Raw genomic sequence first — 17058 nt, 5'->3', positions numbered from 1 at the left:
CCAGGCAGGTAACCCGTGTCCTTTAACCACTACTACCAAAGCGAACTCACCGCACTGCGCCAGCTGGGTCGCCGTTTCGCCGAGCGTAGTCCGGCGTTGGCGCCGTTCCTGGGGCAGGCCGGGCGGGATCCGGATGTGGAGCGGTTGCTGGAAGGCTTTGCGTTTCTGACCGGGCGGCTGCGCCAGAAGCTCGATGACGAGTTGCCGGAGCTCAGCCATTCCCTGATGCAGTTGTTGTGGCCGAACTACATGCGGCCGCTGCCGGCGTTCAGCATTCTGCAGTTCGACCCGCTCAAGCGTTCCGGGCCGGCGCTGAAGGTCGAGCGTGACACGCCGATCGAAAGCGTGCCGATCGAAGACGTGCGTTGCCGCTTCCGCACCTGCTACCCGACCGAAGTCATGGCGCTGGATCTGGCCGCGCTGAACTACTCGGTGAAGGGCGATGGTTCGCTGCTCAGCCTGCGCCTGGAGATGAGTGCCGATGGCCACCTCGGCGAGCTGGAGCTGAGCAAGCTGCGCCTGCACTTTGCCGGCGAGCGCTACATCAGCCAGATGCTCTACCTGAGCCTGCTGCGCAACCTCGACGGCATCGAACTGATCCCGCTCGACGGCGCCGGCAAGCCGATCGATGGCGTGAGCGGCAAGCCGATGGCGTTCAAGATCCCGGGTGACCGGGTCAAGCCAGTGGGCTTCGCCGAAGAAGAAGCGTTGATCCCGTATCCGCTGAACACCTTCCGCGGGTATCGCTACCTGCAGGAATACTTCGCCTTCCAGGACAAGTTCCTGTTCGTCGATGTCCACGGTCTGGACATCCTCAAGGCGCTGCCGGAAGACACCCTCAAGCAGATGCGTGGCCTGGAATTGCGCTTCGACATCCGCAAGAGCGGCATCATGCGCATGCGTCCGACCCTGGATAACGTGAAGCTGTTCTGCACGCCGATCGTCAACCTGTTCAAGCACGACGCACTGCCGATCCGCCTCGACGGCAAACAGGACGAATACCTGCTGCTGCCGGCCGAATACGATCTGGAAAACTGCGGCGTGTTCTCGGTGGAGACCGTGACCGGCTGGAAACCCGGCGGCCTCGGTTATCAGGAATACGTGCCGTTCGAATCCTTCGAGCACGACCCAAGTTTCGACGTGCCCAACAGCCGTCCGCATTACAGCATCCGTCAGCGCTCGTCGCTGTTGCACGACGGCCTCGACACCTACCTGAGCTTCGGCATCCGCCACACCGAAGCCCATGAAACCCTGTCGATCGAGCTGGTCTGCACCAACCAGAACCTGCCGCGCAAACTCAAGCTCGGGCAGATCTGCATGGCCTGCGAAGAGACCCCGGAGTTCCTGAGTTTCCGCAACATCACCCCGGCCACTTCCAGTTTCGCGCCGCCGCTGAACCGTGACTTCCTGTGGAAGCTGATCAGCAACATGTCGCTTAACTATCTGTCGCTGGCCGACGTCAATGCACTGAAGGTGATTCTGGAAACCTACGACCTGCCGCGCTACTACGACCAGCACGCGGAGAAGGTCAGCAAACGCCTGCTCGGCGGCCTCAAGCACATCAAGCATCACCACGTGGACCGCTTGCACCGTGGTCTGCCGGTACGCGGTTTGCGCACCGAACTGACCATCGACCCGGAAGGGTATATCGGTGAGGGCGATCTGTTCGTCTTCGCCTCGGTTCTCAACGAGTTTTTCGCGCTTTACGCCAGTCTCAATTCATTCCATGAGCTGCGGGTAAAAAGCACACAGGGAGAGGTGTACCAATGGACACCACGTATGGGCCTGCAGCCCCTGCTTTAAGCGGGCTGACGAAGGTAATACGCGAGTACTCGCTGTTTCAGGCCGTGCTGCTGGTGATCGACCGGCTGCGCGATGCGCACCCGTACCTGAGCGAAGACGATTTGTACGACCAGCTGGAATTCCAGGCCAACCCGAGCCTCGGATTTCCGCGCAGCGACGTCGATCGCGTGGAGTTTTTCGAAGAGCACGGGCAGATGCGCGCGCGCCTGCGGTTCAACCTGATCGGTCTGGTCGGTTCCGGCTCGCCGCTGCCGGCGTTCTACGGCGAGCAAGCTTTGGGCGACAGCGAAGACGGCAACCCGACGCGCAATTTCCTCGACTTGTTCCACCATCGCCTGCAACGGCTGATGCTGCCGATCTGGCGCAAGTACCGCTATCGCGCGAGCTTCCAGAGCGGTGCGGTCGACCCGTTCTCGTCGCAGCTGTTCGCCCTGATCGGCCTCGGCGGCGACGAGATCCGCAAGGCCAAGGAACTGAACTGGAAACGCCTGTTGCCGTACCTCGGCCTGCTCAGCTTGCGGGCGCACTCGGCGGCGTTGATCGAAGCGGTGCTGCGTTACTACTTCAAGCACGAAGACCTGGTCATCGAGCAATGCATCGAGCGCCGCGTGGAAATCCTCGAAGAACAGCGCAACCGCCTCGGCTTCGCCAACAGCGTGCTGGGTGAAGACCTGGTGCTGGGCGAACGCGTGCGCGATCGCAGCGGCAAATTCCGCATTCACATCACCGAACTCGACTGGGAACGCTTCCACGAATTCCTGCCCATCGGTTTCGGTTACCAGCCGCTCTGCGCGCTGGTGCGGTTCACCTTGCGTGACCCGCTCGATTACGACATTCGCCTGGTGCTGCGTCCGGAAGAAATCCGCGAACTGCGCATTGGCGAGAAGAACGACTGTCGCCTGGGGTGGACCAGTTGGCTGGGCTGCGAGAAAGCAGACGGCGTGGTGACCCTGGGCAGCAAAATTCATTAAGGACGTGAGCCATGATCAACGTAGACCTGCAACAACTCATCCAGGCGCTGGACGCCGAAACCCGTCGCGATCTGGAGCGTTCGGCCGAGCGCTGCGTGGCCCGTGGCGGCAGCAAGATTCTGGTCGAAGACTTGCTGCTCGGCCTGCTGGAGCGCCCGAACGGTCTGCTCTCCCGCGCGCTGCAGGATGCCGATGTTGATGCCGGCGAGCTGAGCGCCGCCCTGCAATCGCGGGTCGAGCACAGCGCTTCGCGCAACCCGGTGTTCGCCCCGGAACTGGTGCAGTGGCTGCAGGACGCGCTGCTGGTGGCCAACCTTGAACTGGGCCAGACCTCGGTCGAAGACGCGGCGCTGATCCTCGCGCTGCTGCGCAACCCGATGCGCTACGCCGGCAGCCGCTACCAGCCGTTGCTGGCCAAACTGAACATCGATCGCCTGAAGGAATTTGCCCTGTCGCAACAGCCTCAGGCAGCGGCCAACGGCAAGCCGGCCGCCCCGGGCGAATCGCTGCTGGAGCGCTTCACCCACAACCTGACCCAACAGGCCCGCGACGGCAAACTCGACCCGGTGCTGTGCCGCGATGGCGCGATCCGCCAGATGGTCGACATCCTCGCCCGTCGCCGCAAGAACAACCCGATCGTGGTCGGTGAAGCCGGTGTCGGTAAAACCGCCATCGTCGAAGGCCTGGCCTCGCGCATCGCTGCCGGTGAAGTGCCGCAGGTGCTCAAGGGCGTCGAGCTGCTGTCGCTGGACATGGGCCTGTTGCAGGCCGGCGCCAGCGTCAAAGGTGAATTCGAACGTCGTCTGAAAGGCGTGATCGACGAGGTCAAAGCCTCGCCGAAGCCGATCATCCTGTTCATCGACGAAGCCCACACCCTGATCGGCGCGGGCGGCAACGCCGGCGGTTCCGACGCGGCCAACCTGCTGAAACCGGCACTGGCTCGGGGCGAACTGCGCACCATCGCCGCGACCACCTGGGCCGAGTACAAGAAATACTTCGAGAAAGACCCGGCGCTGGCCCGTCGTTTCCAGCCGGTTCAGCTGCACGAACCGACCGTGAGCGAAGCGGTGACCATCCTGCGTGGCCTGGCGCAGGTCTACGAGAAGAGCCACGGCATCTACCTGCGCGATGACGCGGTGGTTTCTGCAGCGGAACTGTCCGCCCGTTACCTCGCCGGACGCCAACTGCCGGACAAGGCTGTCGACGTGCTCGACACCGCCTGCGCCCGTGTTCGCATCAGCCTCGCTGCCGCCCCGGAAAGCCTGGAGCGCCTGCGTGGCGAACTGGCTGAAGGTGGCCGTCAGCGTCAGGCCCTGCGCCGCGATGCCGAAGCCGGTCTGCTGATCGACCACGAAGCGCTGGAGGCACTGGAAGCGCGTCTGGACGAAGCCGAAGCCGAAATGGTCGCACTGGAAACCCAGTGGACCGAGCAGAAACAACTGGCCGAGCGCCTGCTGGAACTGCGTCAGCAACTGGCCAAGGCCCGTGAAGCCGCTGCGGTCGAGCCGACAGTGACTGTTGAAGAAGACGCCGAAGGCACGGTGATCGAAACCGTTGCTGCCGAGGTTGAAGAAGGCCAAAGCGTCGAAGCGCTGGAAGCGCAACTCAACGAAACCCACAGCGCCCTGACCGCCGCTCAGGTCAAGGAGCGTCTGGTCAGCTTCGAAGTCTGCCCGCGTCTGGTGGCCGAAGTGATCAGCGCCTGGACCGGCGTGCCGCTGGCGCAACTGGCCCGCGAGCACAACGCCAAGGTCGCCAGCTTCGCCACCGACCTGCGCACCCGCATTCGGGGTCAGGAACAAGCCGTGCACGCCCTGGATCGCTCGATGCGCGCCACCGCTGCCGGCCTGAACAAGCCTGACGCACCGGTCGGCGTGTTCCTGCTGGTCGGCCCGAGCGGCGTCGGCAAGACCGAAACCGCACTGGCACTCTCCGACCTGCTGTACGGCGGCGACCGTTTCATCACCACCATCAACATGTCCGAGTTCCAGGAGAAACACACCGTTTCCCGCCTGATCGGTGCACCGCCAGGCTACGTCGGTTACGGCGAGGGCGGCATGCTCACCGAAGCCGTGCGCCAGAAGCCGTACTCGGTGGTGCTGCTCGATGAAGTCGAGAAGGCCGATCCGGACGTGCTCAATCTGTTCTACCAAATCTTCGACAAAGGCGTGGCCAACGACGGCGAAGGGCGCGAGATCGACTTCCGCAATACGTTGATCCTGATGACCTCGAACCTGGGCAGCGACAAGATCAGCGACCTCTGCGAAGACGGTGCGCGTCCGACCGCCGAAGTGCTGGAAGAAACCATTCGCCCGGTGCTCAGCAAACACTTCAAGCCGGCGCTGCTGGCGCGGATGAAAGTGGTGCCGTACTACCCGGTCGGCGGTCCGGTACTGCGCGAACTGATCGAAATCAAACTCGGTCGTCTGGGCGAGCGCCTGAACCGTCGCCAGCTGGACTTCACCTGGTGCCAGAACCTCGTCGATCACCTGTCCGAGCGTTGCACGCAAAGCGAAAGCGGTGCACGCCTGATCGACCACTTGCTCGACCAGCACGTACTGCCGCTGGTGGCCGACCGCTTGCTCGACGCCATGGCCACCGGTGAAAGCCTCAAGCGCGTGCATGCGACGCTTGACGGTGAAGCCAGCGTGACCTGCGAGTTCGCCTGAGGTGAGTGTGATGTTCACTCAAGTGCCGCAACCACTGCTCTATGCCGAAGCCTTGCTGGCGCAGTTCGCCAGCCTGTCGCGCGCGGCGGACGGTGCTGCGCTGCTGGGTGACTTCGTGCGCGGTCTGGCCGGGCTGAGCGGTTGCGAACTGACGCAGCTGTACTTGCTGGACGCCACGCACACGTCGCTGGGGATGAACGCCGAATGCCTCGACGGCGTGCTGCAACCGCGCAGCGCGGCGAGCCTGCCAGCGGATTACAACGGCGAGCAATTGTTGCAGTTCGCCCTGTGCCAGAACCGCGTGGTGAGCTTCGATGACCTGGGCGGCAGCCTGCACGAAACCAGCTTTCTGCCGGCATCGTCCACGCCGTGGCAGTCGCTGTTGTGCGTGCCGCTGGTCAATCAGCAGAAGGCTGTCGAAGGCCTGTTGCTGTGCGCCAGCCGTCGACATATCAACCTGCAAGGCTTCGCCGATTCTCTCGGCCAGCTCGGCTCGTTCGTGCTTGGCCAGCTGCATCTGCTGCAGCGTCTGCGCCAGCCAGTGGATGCGGCCGCGCCGGTCGTGCGCAGCCTGCCGAGTGCCAGTGGCTATGGCCTGATCGGCAAGAGCGCGGCGATGCGTCAGACCTATTCGCTGATCAGCAAAGTCCTGCACAGCCCGTACACCGTGCTGTTGCGTGGCGAGACCGGCACCGGCAAGGAAGTGGTCGCGCGGGCGATCCACGATTGCGGCCCGCGCCGGTCCCAGGCGTTCATCGTGCAGAACTGCGCGGCGTTCCCGGAAAACTTGCTGGAGAGCGAGCTGTTCGGCTATCGCAAAGGTGCGTTCACCGGTGCCGATCGCGACCGCGCCGGGCTGTTCGACGCGGCCAACGGCGGCACTCTGTTGCTCGATGAAATCGGCGATATGCCGCTGTCGCTGCAAGCCAAGTTGTTGCGCGTGTTGCAGGAAGGCGAGATCCGCCCGCTGGGTTCCAACGACACCCACAAGATCGACGTGCGCATCATCGCCGCGACGCACCGCGATCTGTCGGTGCTGGTCAGCGAAGGCAAATTCCGCGAAGACCTGTACTACCGTCTCGCGCAATTTCCGATCGAGTTGCCGGCCCTGCGTCAGCGCGAAGGCGACATCCTCGACCTGGCCAAACACTTCGCCGACAAGGCCTGCACCTTCCTGCAACGTGATCCGGTGCGCTGGTCGGACGCGGCGCTTGAACACCTGTCCGGCTACACCTTTCCCGGCAACGTGCGCGAACTCAAAGGCCTGGTCGAACGCGCAGTGTTGTTGTGCGAGGGCGGCGAGTTGCTGGCCGAGCATTTCTCGCTGCGCCTGGAATCGGCGCCGGCGTCGGAAGACCACTGCGGCCTCAATTTGCGCGAACGACTGGAAGCGGTCGAACGCAATCTGCTGCTCGATTGCCTGCGCAAGAACGACGGCAACCAGACGCTCGCCGCCCGGGAACTGGGCTTGCCGCGACGCACGCTGCTGTACCGGCTCGGTCGCTTGAACATCAATCTGGGTGATTTCGATGGGTAGGCGAAAGTCCGTCGGATTCACCTCGAAAACCTTTTTCAGCGCCGCCCGCAAGGGTCGGCGCTTTGTGCTTTGTCTACACCTGGAGACCCTCTGATGTCTGTTCGTCACTGGCACGCTGTCCTGCTGACCCTCGTCGTTCTATGCGGCCTCGGCGGTTGCAGCGGCAATTACAAATTCAACGATAACGATTACCGCCCGTTGGGTGATCCGCAGGCGGTCAATCGCGGCAAGTGACCGCAAGGAGCATCAAACATGGAATTGGTTTTCGAAATGCTGAACACCAAGCAGTTCGTGCCCACCGAGCTGTGCCAGCGGACCTTCAAACAGGCCGGTGGCGTGATCGGGCGGGGCGAGGACTGCGACTGGATCATCCCTGACCGCAAGCGTCACTTGTCCAATCACCACGCGATTGTCAGCTATCGCGAGGGCACGTTTTTCCTGACCGACACCAGCAGCAACGGTGTTCAGGACGGCGACAGCGGCGCACGCCTGCACAAGGGCGAACCGGTGCGCATCGAGCACGGCAGCACCTACGTGCTGGGCGACTTCGAGATTCGCGCGCGCCTGGTGCGCGACCCGGCGACGTTCGACGGTGAAGTCGGCCTGCCACGCGCCGCCGGCACCATCATTCCGGACGACGCGTTCCTCGACCTCGACCCGCTGAAGTCGCTGGAGCAGCAAGAGCGCGTGTACTCGGAATTCGAGGAAATGCTCGCGCCGGTTACCGATCCTGAAGACTCCCGTCAGCGCGCCGACTATGCGCGTATCGACATGGAAAGCCTGATGGTGCCGGAGCTGATCGTCGAGCCCAAGCCTGAGCCTGCACCGGCCCCGAAAGCGGTCGAGCGCCAGAGCGAAACCTTCTGGGACAAATTCGGCGCGGCCCTCGGCGTGAACGTGAAGAACCTCAGCCACGACGAGCGTGAAGCCCTCGCGCTGAACGCTGCACGTCTGCTGCGCCAGAGCATCGGCGGTCTGCAACAGAGCCTGCGCACCCGTTCCGAGCTGAAGAACGAACTGCGTCTGGCCCAGACCACCGTGCAAGGCACCAACAAGAATCCGCTGAAATTCGCCGTCGATCCGAGCGAAGCGCTGGACATCCTGTTGCAACCGCACAAGCCGGGCCATTTGCCGGCCGAGCAGGCGATCTCCCGGGCGTTCCGCGATTTGCAGGCGCATCAGGTGGCGCTGCTGACCGCCAGCCGCGCGGCGGTGCGCGGCACTCTGGAGCACTTCTCGCCGGAGCAGTTGACCCTGCGTTTCGAGCGCGACAACAAGCCGTTGCTCGCCACCGCTGGCGGGCGCTGGAGAGCGTTCAACCGTTACCACCATGCGCTGCGTCAGGACGACGACTGGAGCGAGCGCCTGCTGGCCCGCGATTTCGCCCAGGCCTACGAAGAACAGATCCGCCTGATCTCCACCCTCCACACCGACCACCAAGGATGATGCGCATGTCTCGCCGCTCGACCGCTTTTTTCAAGACGCTGACCGCGCTCACCCTGTTGGTGCTGCTCGCCGGTTGCTCGTCGCTGTCGCCGTATTCGAAAGTGACCAAAATCAACCTGAAGCTGACCGGCAGCGATCAGTTGAACCCGGACCTCAACGGTCGTCCGTCGCCGATCGTGGTGCGCCTGTTCGAACTCAAGCACCCGGTGACCTTCGAGAACGCCGATTTCTTCAGCCTCTACGAGCGCGCCAAGGAATCCCTCAACCCGGATCTGGTGGCCAGCGAAGAACTCGAACTGCGCCCGGGTGAAACCGTGGAGCTGAAACTCAGCGTGGAGGAGGGCAGCCGCTTCATCGGCATCCTCGCCGCGTACCGCGACCTGCCGGAAACCAAATGGCGCCACACGTTCCCGATCACGCCGCTGGAAGTCACCGAAGCCGATCTGACCCTGGATCAGGCCGGTATCCGCAAGACCAACGAAGTGCTCGCCAAGGCGGATGACTGATCATGAATACCCATAAAGTCATCTGGCAGGAAGGCATGCTGCTGCGTCCGCAGCACTTCCAGCACAACGACCGCTACTACGATCACCAGATGAAGACCCGCACCCGGTTGCTGGGCGGCTACACCTGGGGGTTCCTGAATCTGGAGATCGACCTGCAGTTCCTCAACATGGGCAAACTGGTAATCAGTGAAGCCTCGGGGATCCTGCCGGACGGCAGCCTGTTCGAACTCGGCGGCAACACCGAACCGCTGGCCCTGGACGTGCCGCCGAACACCGGCAACACGCCGATCTACCTGGCGCTGCCATTGGTCACCGGTAACCACATCGAGGCCCGTCGCCCGGAGCAGTCCGACGTTCTTGCGCGGTACACCGCGTATGACGCCGAAGTCGCCGACTCCAACGCCGGCGATGATTCCGCCAGCCAGGTCAGCTGCGGCCGTCCGGATTTCAAGCTGTTGCTCGGCGAGCAGCAGAGCGACCAGGCCTACGTGAAGCTGAAAATCTGCGACGTGCTCGACACCACACCGGACGGCGTGATCAGCCTCGATCCGGATTTCGTGCCGACCTACATTCAGGCCCACGCCTCCAGCTACCTGCTGTCGTGCCTGAAAGAAGTGATCAGCATGCTCGGTCACCGGGGCGACACCATTGCCGAGCGCATTCGTTCGAACGGCAAGGTCGGCGGCGCGGAAATCGGCGACTTCATGATGCTGCAACTGATCAACCGCACCGAACTGCTGCTGCGCCACTACCTCGGCCTGGAGCAGGTTCACCCGGAAGAGTTGTACCGCACGCTGCTGACGATGCTCGGCGATCTGGCGACCTTCTCCAGCGACAGCAAACGCCCGCGTCTGGACAGCCGTTACTCCCACGCCGACCAGGGCGCGAGCTTCCGCAAACTGATGGAGTCGATCCGTCAGGTACTGTCGATGGTGCTGGAACAGCACGCCATCGAACTGATCCTGCAAGCGCGTCAGTACGGGATCATCGTGTCGCCGCTGCACGACCACAAACTGCTGGGCTCGGCGTCGTTCGTGCTGGCAGCCAGTGCCAACTGCGACTCCGAAGAACTGCGCAATCGCTTGCCTGCGCACCTCAAGGTCGGCCCGGTGGAGCGTATCCGCCAACTGGTCAACCTGCACCTGCCGGGGATCAAGGTCAAACCGTTGCCGGTGGCCCCGCGGCAGATCGCGTTCCACTCCAACAAAACCTATTTCATCCTCGAACTCAGTTCCGAAGACCTGGCACAACTCGAGCGCTCCGGCGGCTTCGCGTTCCACGTGTCCGGCGAATTCGCCGAGCTTGAACTGAAATTCTGGGCCATCAGGAACTGACCGACATGATCAAGGACATGGAACACAACCAGGACGACAAAACCGTCCTGCTCGACCGTCAGGGCCATGGCCCGGCGGCGAGTCCGCTGACCGACTTCGCCGCGCCACCGCGCTTCGAACAACTGGAAGAACGGATGATCTACGCCGCGCGCCTGCGCCCGGCGGAAGCCTTCAACATCAGCCTCAATTCGCTGGTGGCGGCCTCGTCCGAACTACTGTCGGAAGTGGTGCGCCTCAAGCACAGTGAAACCCGCGAAGACCTCTACGCGCTCAACGAGCGCCTGACCGCCGGGCTCAAGCTGTTTGAAGTGCGCGCCCTGCACAACGGCGCCGAAAGCAGCCAGGTGATGGCCGCTCGTTACGTGCTCTGCACCGTGGTCGACGAAGCCGTCGTGACCACGCCGTGGGGCAACGAAAGCGAGTGGTCGCAGATGAGCCTGCTCAGCAGCTTCCACAACGAAACCTTCGGTGGCGAGAAGTTCTTCCAGCTGCTCGATCGGCTGTCGAAAAACCCGGTCAAGCACCTGCCGATGCTGGAACTGATGTACCTGTGCCTGTCCCTCGGTTTCGAGGGCAAGTACCGCGTGCAGGCGCGCGGCATGCTGGAACTCGAAGGCATCCGTGACGCCCTGTACCGGCAGATCCGTCAGTTGCGTGGCGACGTGCCGCGCGAATTGTCGCCGCAGTGGGAAGGCCTCAACGATCAGCGCCGCAACCTGGTGCGCATCGTGCCGGCGTGGATGGTGGTGCTGTTCACCTTCGTCTGCCTGGTGATGATGTATTCGGGCTTCGCCTGGGTCTTGGGCGAGCAGCGCGACACCGTTCTGCAACCATATCAGCCGCTTGATCCGGCCGCGGCCCAGCCGCAGTCGCAGCCGTAAACAGGGACGTGTGATGAAAAAGTTTTTCAAGAAAGTCGGCGCCTTCCTGCGCCAGACCTGGGTCTGGACCCTGCTGCTGGTGCTGTTCGTGGCGCTGCTGGTGTGGTTCGTCGGCCCGCTGTTGGCAGTGGATGACTACAAGTTCTGGGAAAGCGCGACTTCGCGTCTGCTGACCATCAGCGTGCTGTTCCTGATCTGGGGCCTGACCATGGTCTTCGTCAGCTGGCGCGCCGGTATCCGCAAGAAAGCCGTCGAAGAAACCGAAGACGGCCAGGACCGTATCCGCCGCGAAGAGTTGATCGACGAAGAGCAGAAAGAGTTGAAAGAGCGTTTCAAGGACGCCCTGAAAACCCTCAAGACTTCGAGCCTGTACCGCGGCCGCAGCGAGCGCTGGCGCAATGACTTGCCGTGGTACTTGCTGATCGGCCCGCAGGCCAGCGGCAAGACCAGCCTGCTGGACTTCTCCGGGCTGGAATTCCCGATCAACAAGATCGACCGCAAGCTGACCCGCGACACCCACGGCACCCGTCATTGCGACTGGTACTTCGCCGACCACGGTGTGTTGATCGACACCGCCGGCCGCTATCTGACCCAGCCGGATGCGGAAGTTGACGGCAGCGCCTGGACCACCTTGCTGGAGCTGCTGCGCAAGCGTCGTCGCGGTCGTCCGCTGAACGGCGTGCTGGTGACCATTCCGGTGGAAACCCTGACCGGTGGCAGCGAACAGGACATCGAAACCCTGGCCCGCCAGGTACGTGCGCGTCTGCAAGACGTCTATCAGAAGATGCACGTCGATGTTCCGGTGTATCTGGTGCTGAGCAAGGCCGACAAGCTGCTGGGCTTTGACGAGTTCTTCGACCAACTGACCCGCGAAGAAAGCGATCAGGTGCTGGGCACCAGTTTCCGCAAGGATCAGGTCGGCACCGACGTGACGGTGCTGCGCAACGAGTTCGAAGAGCTGCTGCGTCGCCTCAACAGCCAGGTGATCATGCGCATGCACTCCGAGCGCGACACCCAGCGCCGTGGCCGCATCCTCGACTTCCCGCACCAGATGGGCCAGATCGGCGAGCGTCTGTGCCTGCTGGTCGACATGGCGTTCACCGGCAACCGCTACCAGCGTGCGACGCAACTGCGTGGTTTCTACCTGACCAGCGCACCGCACCTGACTCAGGAAATGGATTCGACCACCGCCGGCATCGGCGCGAGCCTGGGCATGAGCGCCGGCGTGTTGCCGACATTGCGCAGCGGTCGTTCGCGTTTCATCCATCACTTGCTCAGCCGGGTGATTTTCCCCGAGGCCGATCTGGCCGGTCTGGACAAGCGCGAGCGCAGCCGCATCCACTGGGGGCAGCGTGCGTTGTACGTCGGCGCACTGGGTGCGCTGGTCCTGTTCGGCATGCTCTGGGCCGGTGGTTTCTCGGCCAACTACGAGCGTCTGGAAAACCTGCGCAATCTGGCGCAGAACTGGACGCAGCAACGCACGGCACTGTCGCCGCGCGATGACGCCATGGGTGCACTGAAAACCCTCGACACCAGCTACGCTGCCACCCAGGTGTTCCCGAAAAAAGGCGACGCGGCGTACCACGAACGGATGGGTCTGTATCAGGGCCAGGACGTCAATCCGGTGGTCAAGGAGGCTTACGAGCACGAGCTCGAAAAGCAACTGCTGCCGCGCGTTGCAACGATGCTTGAAGGCCAGATCCGCGCCAACATGAAGGACCGCGAAAAGCTGATCAACAGCCTGCGCGCGTACCTGATGCTGAACATGAAGGATCGTCGTGACGCGGCATGGCTCAAGGACTGGATCGCGGCGGACTGGTCGCAGCGCTACACCGGCAACACCGCGGTGCAGAACGGTCTGAACACGCACCTCGAGCGTCTGTTGCAGCAGCCGTTTATCTATCCGCTCAACGAGCAACTGGTGGCCCAGGCGCGTCAGATCCTGCGCAGCGAGTCGCTGGCGACCGTGGTTTACCGCATGCTCCGCGAGCAGGCGCGCAACCTGCCGGATTACCGTTTCAGCCAGCACCTCGGGCCGCAGGGCTCGCTGTTCATTGGCACTGAATACGTGATTCCGGGCTTCTACACCCAGACAGGCTATCAGCAGTATTTCTCGGTCCAAGGCGCATCGCTGGTGACCGACATCCTGCGCGACAACTGGGTGCTGGGCGAAGGCGCGGGCATCAGCGACATGGACTTGCGTCGCCTGATGGTCGAGCTGGAGCAACTGTACTTCCGCGACTATGCCAACTACTGGAGCGAGGCCGTTGGCCAGGTGGCGCTGCCGCCGATCAGCGATGCCGGTGAAGGCGCAGAGCAACTGGCGGGCCTGACCTCGGCCAACTCGCCGGTGCTGGCGCTGCTGACCGAAGTGCGTGAGAACACCCGCTTTCCGGCAGCTCCTGAACCGGTGGATGAAGCAGGTGACGCTGCCGATGCGCTGGCGGGGCAGAAGGGCAAACTGGGCAAGGTCGGCAAACTCGCTTCGGCGTTGACGGACAAGGCTGCGGCCATGAACGTGGCGAAGAACCTGCCGGACACCGCCAAGAAGTCCCTGCAACGTCGCTTCGAACCGCTGCACAAGTTGCTCGACGACAACAACGGTCCGGCCGCTGACCTGACCCCGGCCTTTACCGCGCTCAACGACCTGCAACTGCAACTGGCGGGCCTTGCCCGTTCCAGCACACCGGAGCAAGCCGCGTTCGAACTGGCCAAGACCCGCATGAGCGGCCAGCGTGATGCGCTGACCAATCTGCGCAATGCGTCCGGTCGTCTGCCGCGTCCGCTGAGCGTGTGGTTCAACGTGCTGGCCGAAGACTCGTGGCGCCTGGTGCTCAACGATGCCTACCAATACCTGAACGGCCGTTATCAGAACGAGCTGTACAGCGTGTATGGCAAAACCATCAGCAAGCGCTATCCGTTCAGCGCGTCGAGCACCAGCGACGTGGCGATCAGCGATTTCCGCGAGTTCTTCCGGGCTCAAGGCACCATCGACCGCTTCTTCGACAGCTACATGCGTCCGTTCGTCAGCGGTGATCCGGGCAACTACCGGATGCGCAGCATCGACGGTCGCAGCCTGCCGGTGTCCAAGGTCTTCCTCGACCAGATGGCGGCGGCCCTGAACATTCGCCAGAGCTTCTTCTCGATCAACCCGGCCGAGCCGACCGTGCAGTTCAAGCTTGAGCCGTACACCCTCGATCCGGCGGTCAGCCGTTCCGAGTTCAAGTTCGGTGACAAGACCATGGAATACCGCCACGGTCCGATCCTGCCCATGACCTTCAAGTGGCCGACCGATGCTGAAGACGGTCGCACCAGCCTGGTCATGGACAAGATGGCCGGGCGCCCGATCGGCATCGAGAAGAACTCCGGCCCGTGGTCGCTGTTCCGTCTGTTCGACCTGATGCAGACGGAGTACCTGACCGGTCGCGACGTGCTGGTGCTGAAAGCCGACGTGGGTGGCCTGCGCGCCAACTACCTGCTGACCAGCCAGCGCACGCCGAACCCGTTCGACATGGGCGTAATGCGTACCTTCCGTATGCCGGTGCAGCTCTGATGCTGGTGGCCAGTCCCTGGCGCAGCGCGGCGCGAACCGACCCGGGCAAGGTGCGGTCGCGCAACGAAGATGCCTTCCTCGACACCCCGCAGCATGGGCTGTGGGTGGTCGCGGACGGCATGGGCGGTCATCAGGGCGGCGACATCGCCAGCCAGTTGATCGTCGCCAGCCTGGCTGAACTGCCTCAGCACGAAGACTTCGACGAACGCCTCAAAGCCATCCGCCAGTGCCTGCACTGGCTGAACCGTCGCCTGGGGCAAGAGTTGACCGTCACCGCCGGGCGCCACGACAGCATCATGGGCAGCACCGTCGTGGCGCTGCTGGTGGAAGGCAATCGCGCGGCCTGCATCTGGGCCGGCGACAGCCGTTGCTACATGTGGCGCGGGCAGCGGTTGTATCAGCTGTCGAAGGATCACTCACTGCAACAGCAACTGATCGATGAGCAGCAGATGAGTGTCGAACAGGCGGCGGCGCACCCGGCAGCCCAGGCGTTGACCCGGGCGGTCGGCGCGGCGGAACAGTTGACCCTGGATGTGCTGGAACTCGAGGTCTATCCCGGTGATGTGTTCCTGCTGTGCAGCGATGGTTTGTATCAAGGCCTGAGCAGCGATGCCCTCGGCAACGCCCTCAGCCTGGCGGCGCCGCATGTGGCGCTGGAACGTCTGTTCGACGGCGCCCTGCGTGGCGCCGCCCGCGACAATCTGACGGCCGTGGTGATCCGCCAATGACTGAAATCGAATCCTCAGTCGATGACTTGCTGATGAGCGAGGAGCAGGCCAACAACCTGACCTATTTCGCTTTTGCAAAGCAGCACAACGCCGAACCCGCGCTGGCGCCAACCAAGGCCAGCGTCGGCGCACTGCCGGATGTTCTGGCAGGCCGCTACCACCTCGAGCGCCTGCTCGGGGCCGGTGGCATGGGAGCGGTTTACCGGGCCCGGGATCTGCTGCACGAACAGTTCGGCGATCCCGATCCTTACATTGCGCTGAAAATCCTCAGCGAAGAATTTGCCGAGTCGCCGGACGCCAGTGCCTTGCTCTACAGCGAGTTCGCCCTGACCCGACGCCTGCGCCACGACAACGTGCTGCGACCGCACACGTTCGAAGTGGACACCGATTGCCAGCGGGCCTTCATCACCATGGAACTCATGCGTGGCCTGACCCTGGACAAACTGCTCTGCGAGCGGCCGCTGGGCCTGCCGTGGAAAGAACTGCGCGACATCGCGCTGCCGCTGCTCGACGCGCTGGCTTACGCCCACCGTCGCGGCGTGCTGCACGGTGACATGAAACCGAGCAACGTCATGCTCAGCGAAGACGGCGTGCGCCTCTTTGACTTCGGTCTAGGACAAGCCGAGGAGGGCATCCTGCCCGGCCTGCCGCACCTGAGCCGCGAGCGTTTCAACGCCTGGACCCCGGGCTACGCCGCCCCCGAACTGCTTGAGGGCCAACCGCTGTCGGCCAGCGCGGACGTGTACGGCGTGGCCTGCGTGATCTATGAACTGGCGGGCGGCAAACACCCGTTCCGCCGCTTGCCCTCGACCCAGGCCCGTGACGAACACCTGGATCGCGAACTGCAAGCCCCGGCAAATCTGCCGACACACTGCTGGCCCGCGCTGCGCACCGCGCTGGCCTTTGACGCGGCAGAGCGCACCATCACTGCCGACCAATTGCGTGACGCCTTGGGCGCCACTTCGTCCTGGCTGCAGCGTTTGCGACTGCGGGCGTAACGGATGACATTCGAACAGGGAGCACTTTATGTTCAACCCAGCTAACGAAACGCACTTCAGCCTGACGGTCGAAGACTACGTGGGCGACCTGCAAGTCCTGTCGTTCACCGGCATCGAAGGCATCAGCCAGCCGTTCCGTTTCGACCTGGAACTGGTCAGCGAGAACCCGGATCTGGACCTGGAAAAACTCCTGCACAAACAGGCGTTCCTCGCCCTCGATCCGCAGGGCTCCGGCATCCACGGCCAGATCTACCGCGTGGCCCAGGGCGATGCCGGCAAGCGCCTGACCCGCTACAAGGTCTCGCTGGTGCCGCAGCTGCAATACCTGCATCACCGCACCAACCAGCGCATCTACCAGCAGATGTCGGCGCCGAAAATCATCGCGCTGATCCTCGACGAGCACGGCATCAAGGGCAACGCCTACAGCTTCCAGCTGAGCCAGACGTGCCCGGACCGCGACTACTGCGTGCAGTACGACGAAACCGATCTGCACTTCGTCCAGCGTCTGTGCGAAGAAGAAGGCATTCACTACCACTTCCAGCACAGCCAGAAAGGTCATCTGCTGGTGTTCGGCGATGACCAGACCGTGTTCCCGAATCTCGGCCAGCCGACGGCGTATGTGCAGGGCAGCG

The 17058-nt window shown here is 63.2% G+C and carries 13 protein-coding genes; all 13 read left to right on the top strand.

Annotated elements, in window-relative coordinates:
* Nucleotides 1-15 precede the first annotated feature (15 nt).
* Nucleotides 16-1803: a type VI secretion system baseplate subunit TssF gene (gene tssF, locus L6D82_RS16095; RefSeq protein ID WP_011336593.1), complete on the top strand. Its 1788-nt coding sequence runs from the start codon at nt 16-18 to the stop codon at nt 1801-1803.
* Complete coding sequence (gene tssG / locus L6D82_RS16090) at nt 1767-2774, top strand: type VI secretion system baseplate subunit TssG (RefSeq protein ID WP_039765146.1); 1008 nt, start codon at nt 1767-1769, stop codon at nt 2772-2774. The genes tssF and tssG overlap by 37 nt, the downstream gene beginning before the upstream one ends.
* A gap of 11 nt (nt 2775-2785) precedes the next feature.
* A complete protein-coding gene (tssH, locus tag L6D82_RS16085; protein ID WP_236190442.1) occupies nt 2786-5443 on the top strand; it encodes a type VI secretion system ATPase TssH in 2658 nt (885 codons plus the stop codon).
* A 10-nt stretch (nt 5444-5453) separates the two neighbouring features.
* The gene (locus L6D82_RS16080; RefSeq protein ID WP_102718401.1) at nt 5454-6980 is read left to right on the top strand and encodes a sigma-54 interaction domain-containing protein; all 1527 of its coding nucleotides are present in this window, start codon (nt 5454-5456) and stop codon (nt 6978-6980) included.
* Nucleotides 6981-7073: 93 nt separating this feature from the next.
* Nucleotides 7074-7214: a hypothetical protein gene (locus L6D82_RS16075; protein ID WP_003229566.1), complete on the top strand. Its 141-nt coding sequence runs from the start codon at nt 7074-7076 to the stop codon at nt 7212-7214.
* Nucleotides 7215-7232: 18 nt separating this feature from the next.
* A complete protein-coding gene (gene tagH, locus L6D82_RS16070) occupies nt 7233-8426 on the top strand; it encodes a type VI secretion system-associated FHA domain protein TagH (protein WP_236190439.1) in 1194 nt (397 codons plus the stop codon).
* Between the two features lie 5 nt (nt 8427-8431).
* Nucleotides 8432-8932 carry a type VI secretion system lipoprotein TssJ gene (gene tssJ / locus L6D82_RS16065; protein WP_011336587.1) on the top strand — a complete coding sequence of 167 codons (501 nt, stop codon included), beginning with the start codon at nt 8432-8434 and terminating at the stop codon, nt 8930-8932.
* Between the two features lie 2 nt (nt 8933-8934).
* Nucleotides 8935-10266, top strand: coding sequence for a type VI secretion system baseplate subunit TssK (gene tssK / locus L6D82_RS16060; RefSeq protein ID WP_039765155.1), 1332 nt, complete (start codon nt 8935-8937; stop codon nt 10264-10266).
* Nucleotides 10267-10271: 5 nt separating this feature from the next.
* Nucleotides 10272-11147 carry a type IVB secretion system protein IcmH/DotU gene (gene icmH / locus L6D82_RS16055; RefSeq protein ID WP_011336585.1) on the top strand — a complete coding sequence of 292 codons (876 nt, stop codon included), beginning with the start codon at nt 10272-10274 and terminating at the stop codon, nt 11145-11147.
* 13 nt (nt 11148-11160) lie between these two features.
* Complete coding sequence (tssM, locus tag L6D82_RS16050) at nt 11161-14700, top strand: type VI secretion system membrane subunit TssM (protein WP_236190437.1); 3540 nt, start codon at nt 11161-11163, stop codon at nt 14698-14700.
* The gene (locus L6D82_RS16045; RefSeq protein WP_039765158.1) at nt 14700-15428 is read left to right on the top strand and encodes a PP2C family protein-serine/threonine phosphatase; all 729 of its coding nucleotides are present in this window, start codon (nt 14700-14702) and stop codon (nt 15426-15428) included. Before tssM ends, L6D82_RS16045 begins: the two co-directional genes overlap by 1 nt.
* Nucleotides 15425-16426, top strand: a complete 1002-nt coding sequence (locus L6D82_RS16040) for a serine/threonine-protein kinase (protein WP_236190434.1) — start codon at nt 15425-15427, stop codon at nt 16424-16426. The genes L6D82_RS16045 and L6D82_RS16040 overlap by 4 nt, the downstream gene beginning before the upstream one ends.
* 28 nt (nt 16427-16454) lie before the next feature.
* On the top strand, nt 16455-17058 hold a 604-nt coding region (gene tssI / locus L6D82_RS16035; protein WP_236190416.1), incomplete at its 3' end, for a type VI secretion system tip protein TssI/VgrG.

The sequence above is a fragment of the Pseudomonas paraglycinae genome (genome assembly GCF_021601625.1).
GTDB classification, from domain to species: domain Bacteria; phylum Pseudomonadota; class Gammaproteobacteria; order Pseudomonadales; family Pseudomonadaceae; genus Aquipseudomonas; species Aquipseudomonas paraglycinae.
The sequence above is the reverse complement of the archived record's forward strand: the minus strand, read 5'-3'. Positions and strand labels throughout refer to the sequence as shown.

Excerpts from the sequence above, each read along its gene's own strand:
- tssG (WP_039765146.1), top strand. The coding sequence starts at position 1,767 with ATGGACACCACGTATGGGCCTGCAGCCCCTGCTTTAAGCGGGCTGACG.
- tssH (WP_236190442.1), top strand. The coding sequence starts at position 2,786 with ATGATCAACGTAGACCTGCAACAACTCATCCAGGCGCTGGACGCCGAA.
- L6D82_RS16080 (WP_102718401.1), top strand. The coding sequence starts at position 5,454 with ATGTTCACTCAAGTGCCGCAACCACTGCTCTATGCCGAAGCCTTGCTG.
- L6D82_RS16075 (WP_003229566.1), top strand. The coding sequence starts at position 7,074 with ATGTCTGTTCGTCACTGGCACGCTGTCCTGCTGACCCTCGTCGTTCTA.
- tagH (WP_236190439.1), top strand. The coding sequence starts at position 7,233 with ATGGAATTGGTTTTCGAAATGCTGAACACCAAGCAGTTCGTGCCCACC.
- tssJ (WP_011336587.1), top strand. The coding sequence starts at position 8,432 with ATGTCTCGCCGCTCGACCGCTTTTTTCAAGACGCTGACCGCGCTCACC.
- tssK (WP_039765155.1), top strand. The coding sequence starts at position 8,935 with ATGAATACCCATAAAGTCATCTGGCAGGAAGGCATGCTGCTGCGTCCG.
- icmH (WP_011336585.1), top strand. The coding sequence starts at position 10,272 with ATGATCAAGGACATGGAACACAACCAGGACGACAAAACCGTCCTGCTC.
- tssM (WP_236190437.1), top strand. The coding sequence starts at position 11,161 with ATGAAAAAGTTTTTCAAGAAAGTCGGCGCCTTCCTGCGCCAGACCTGG.
- L6D82_RS16045 (WP_039765158.1), top strand. The coding sequence starts at position 14,700 with ATGCTGGTGGCCAGTCCCTGGCGCAGCGCGGCGCGAACCGACCCGGGC.
- L6D82_RS16040 (WP_236190434.1), top strand. The coding sequence starts at position 15,425 with ATGACTGAAATCGAATCCTCAGTCGATGACTTGCTGATGAGCGAGGAG.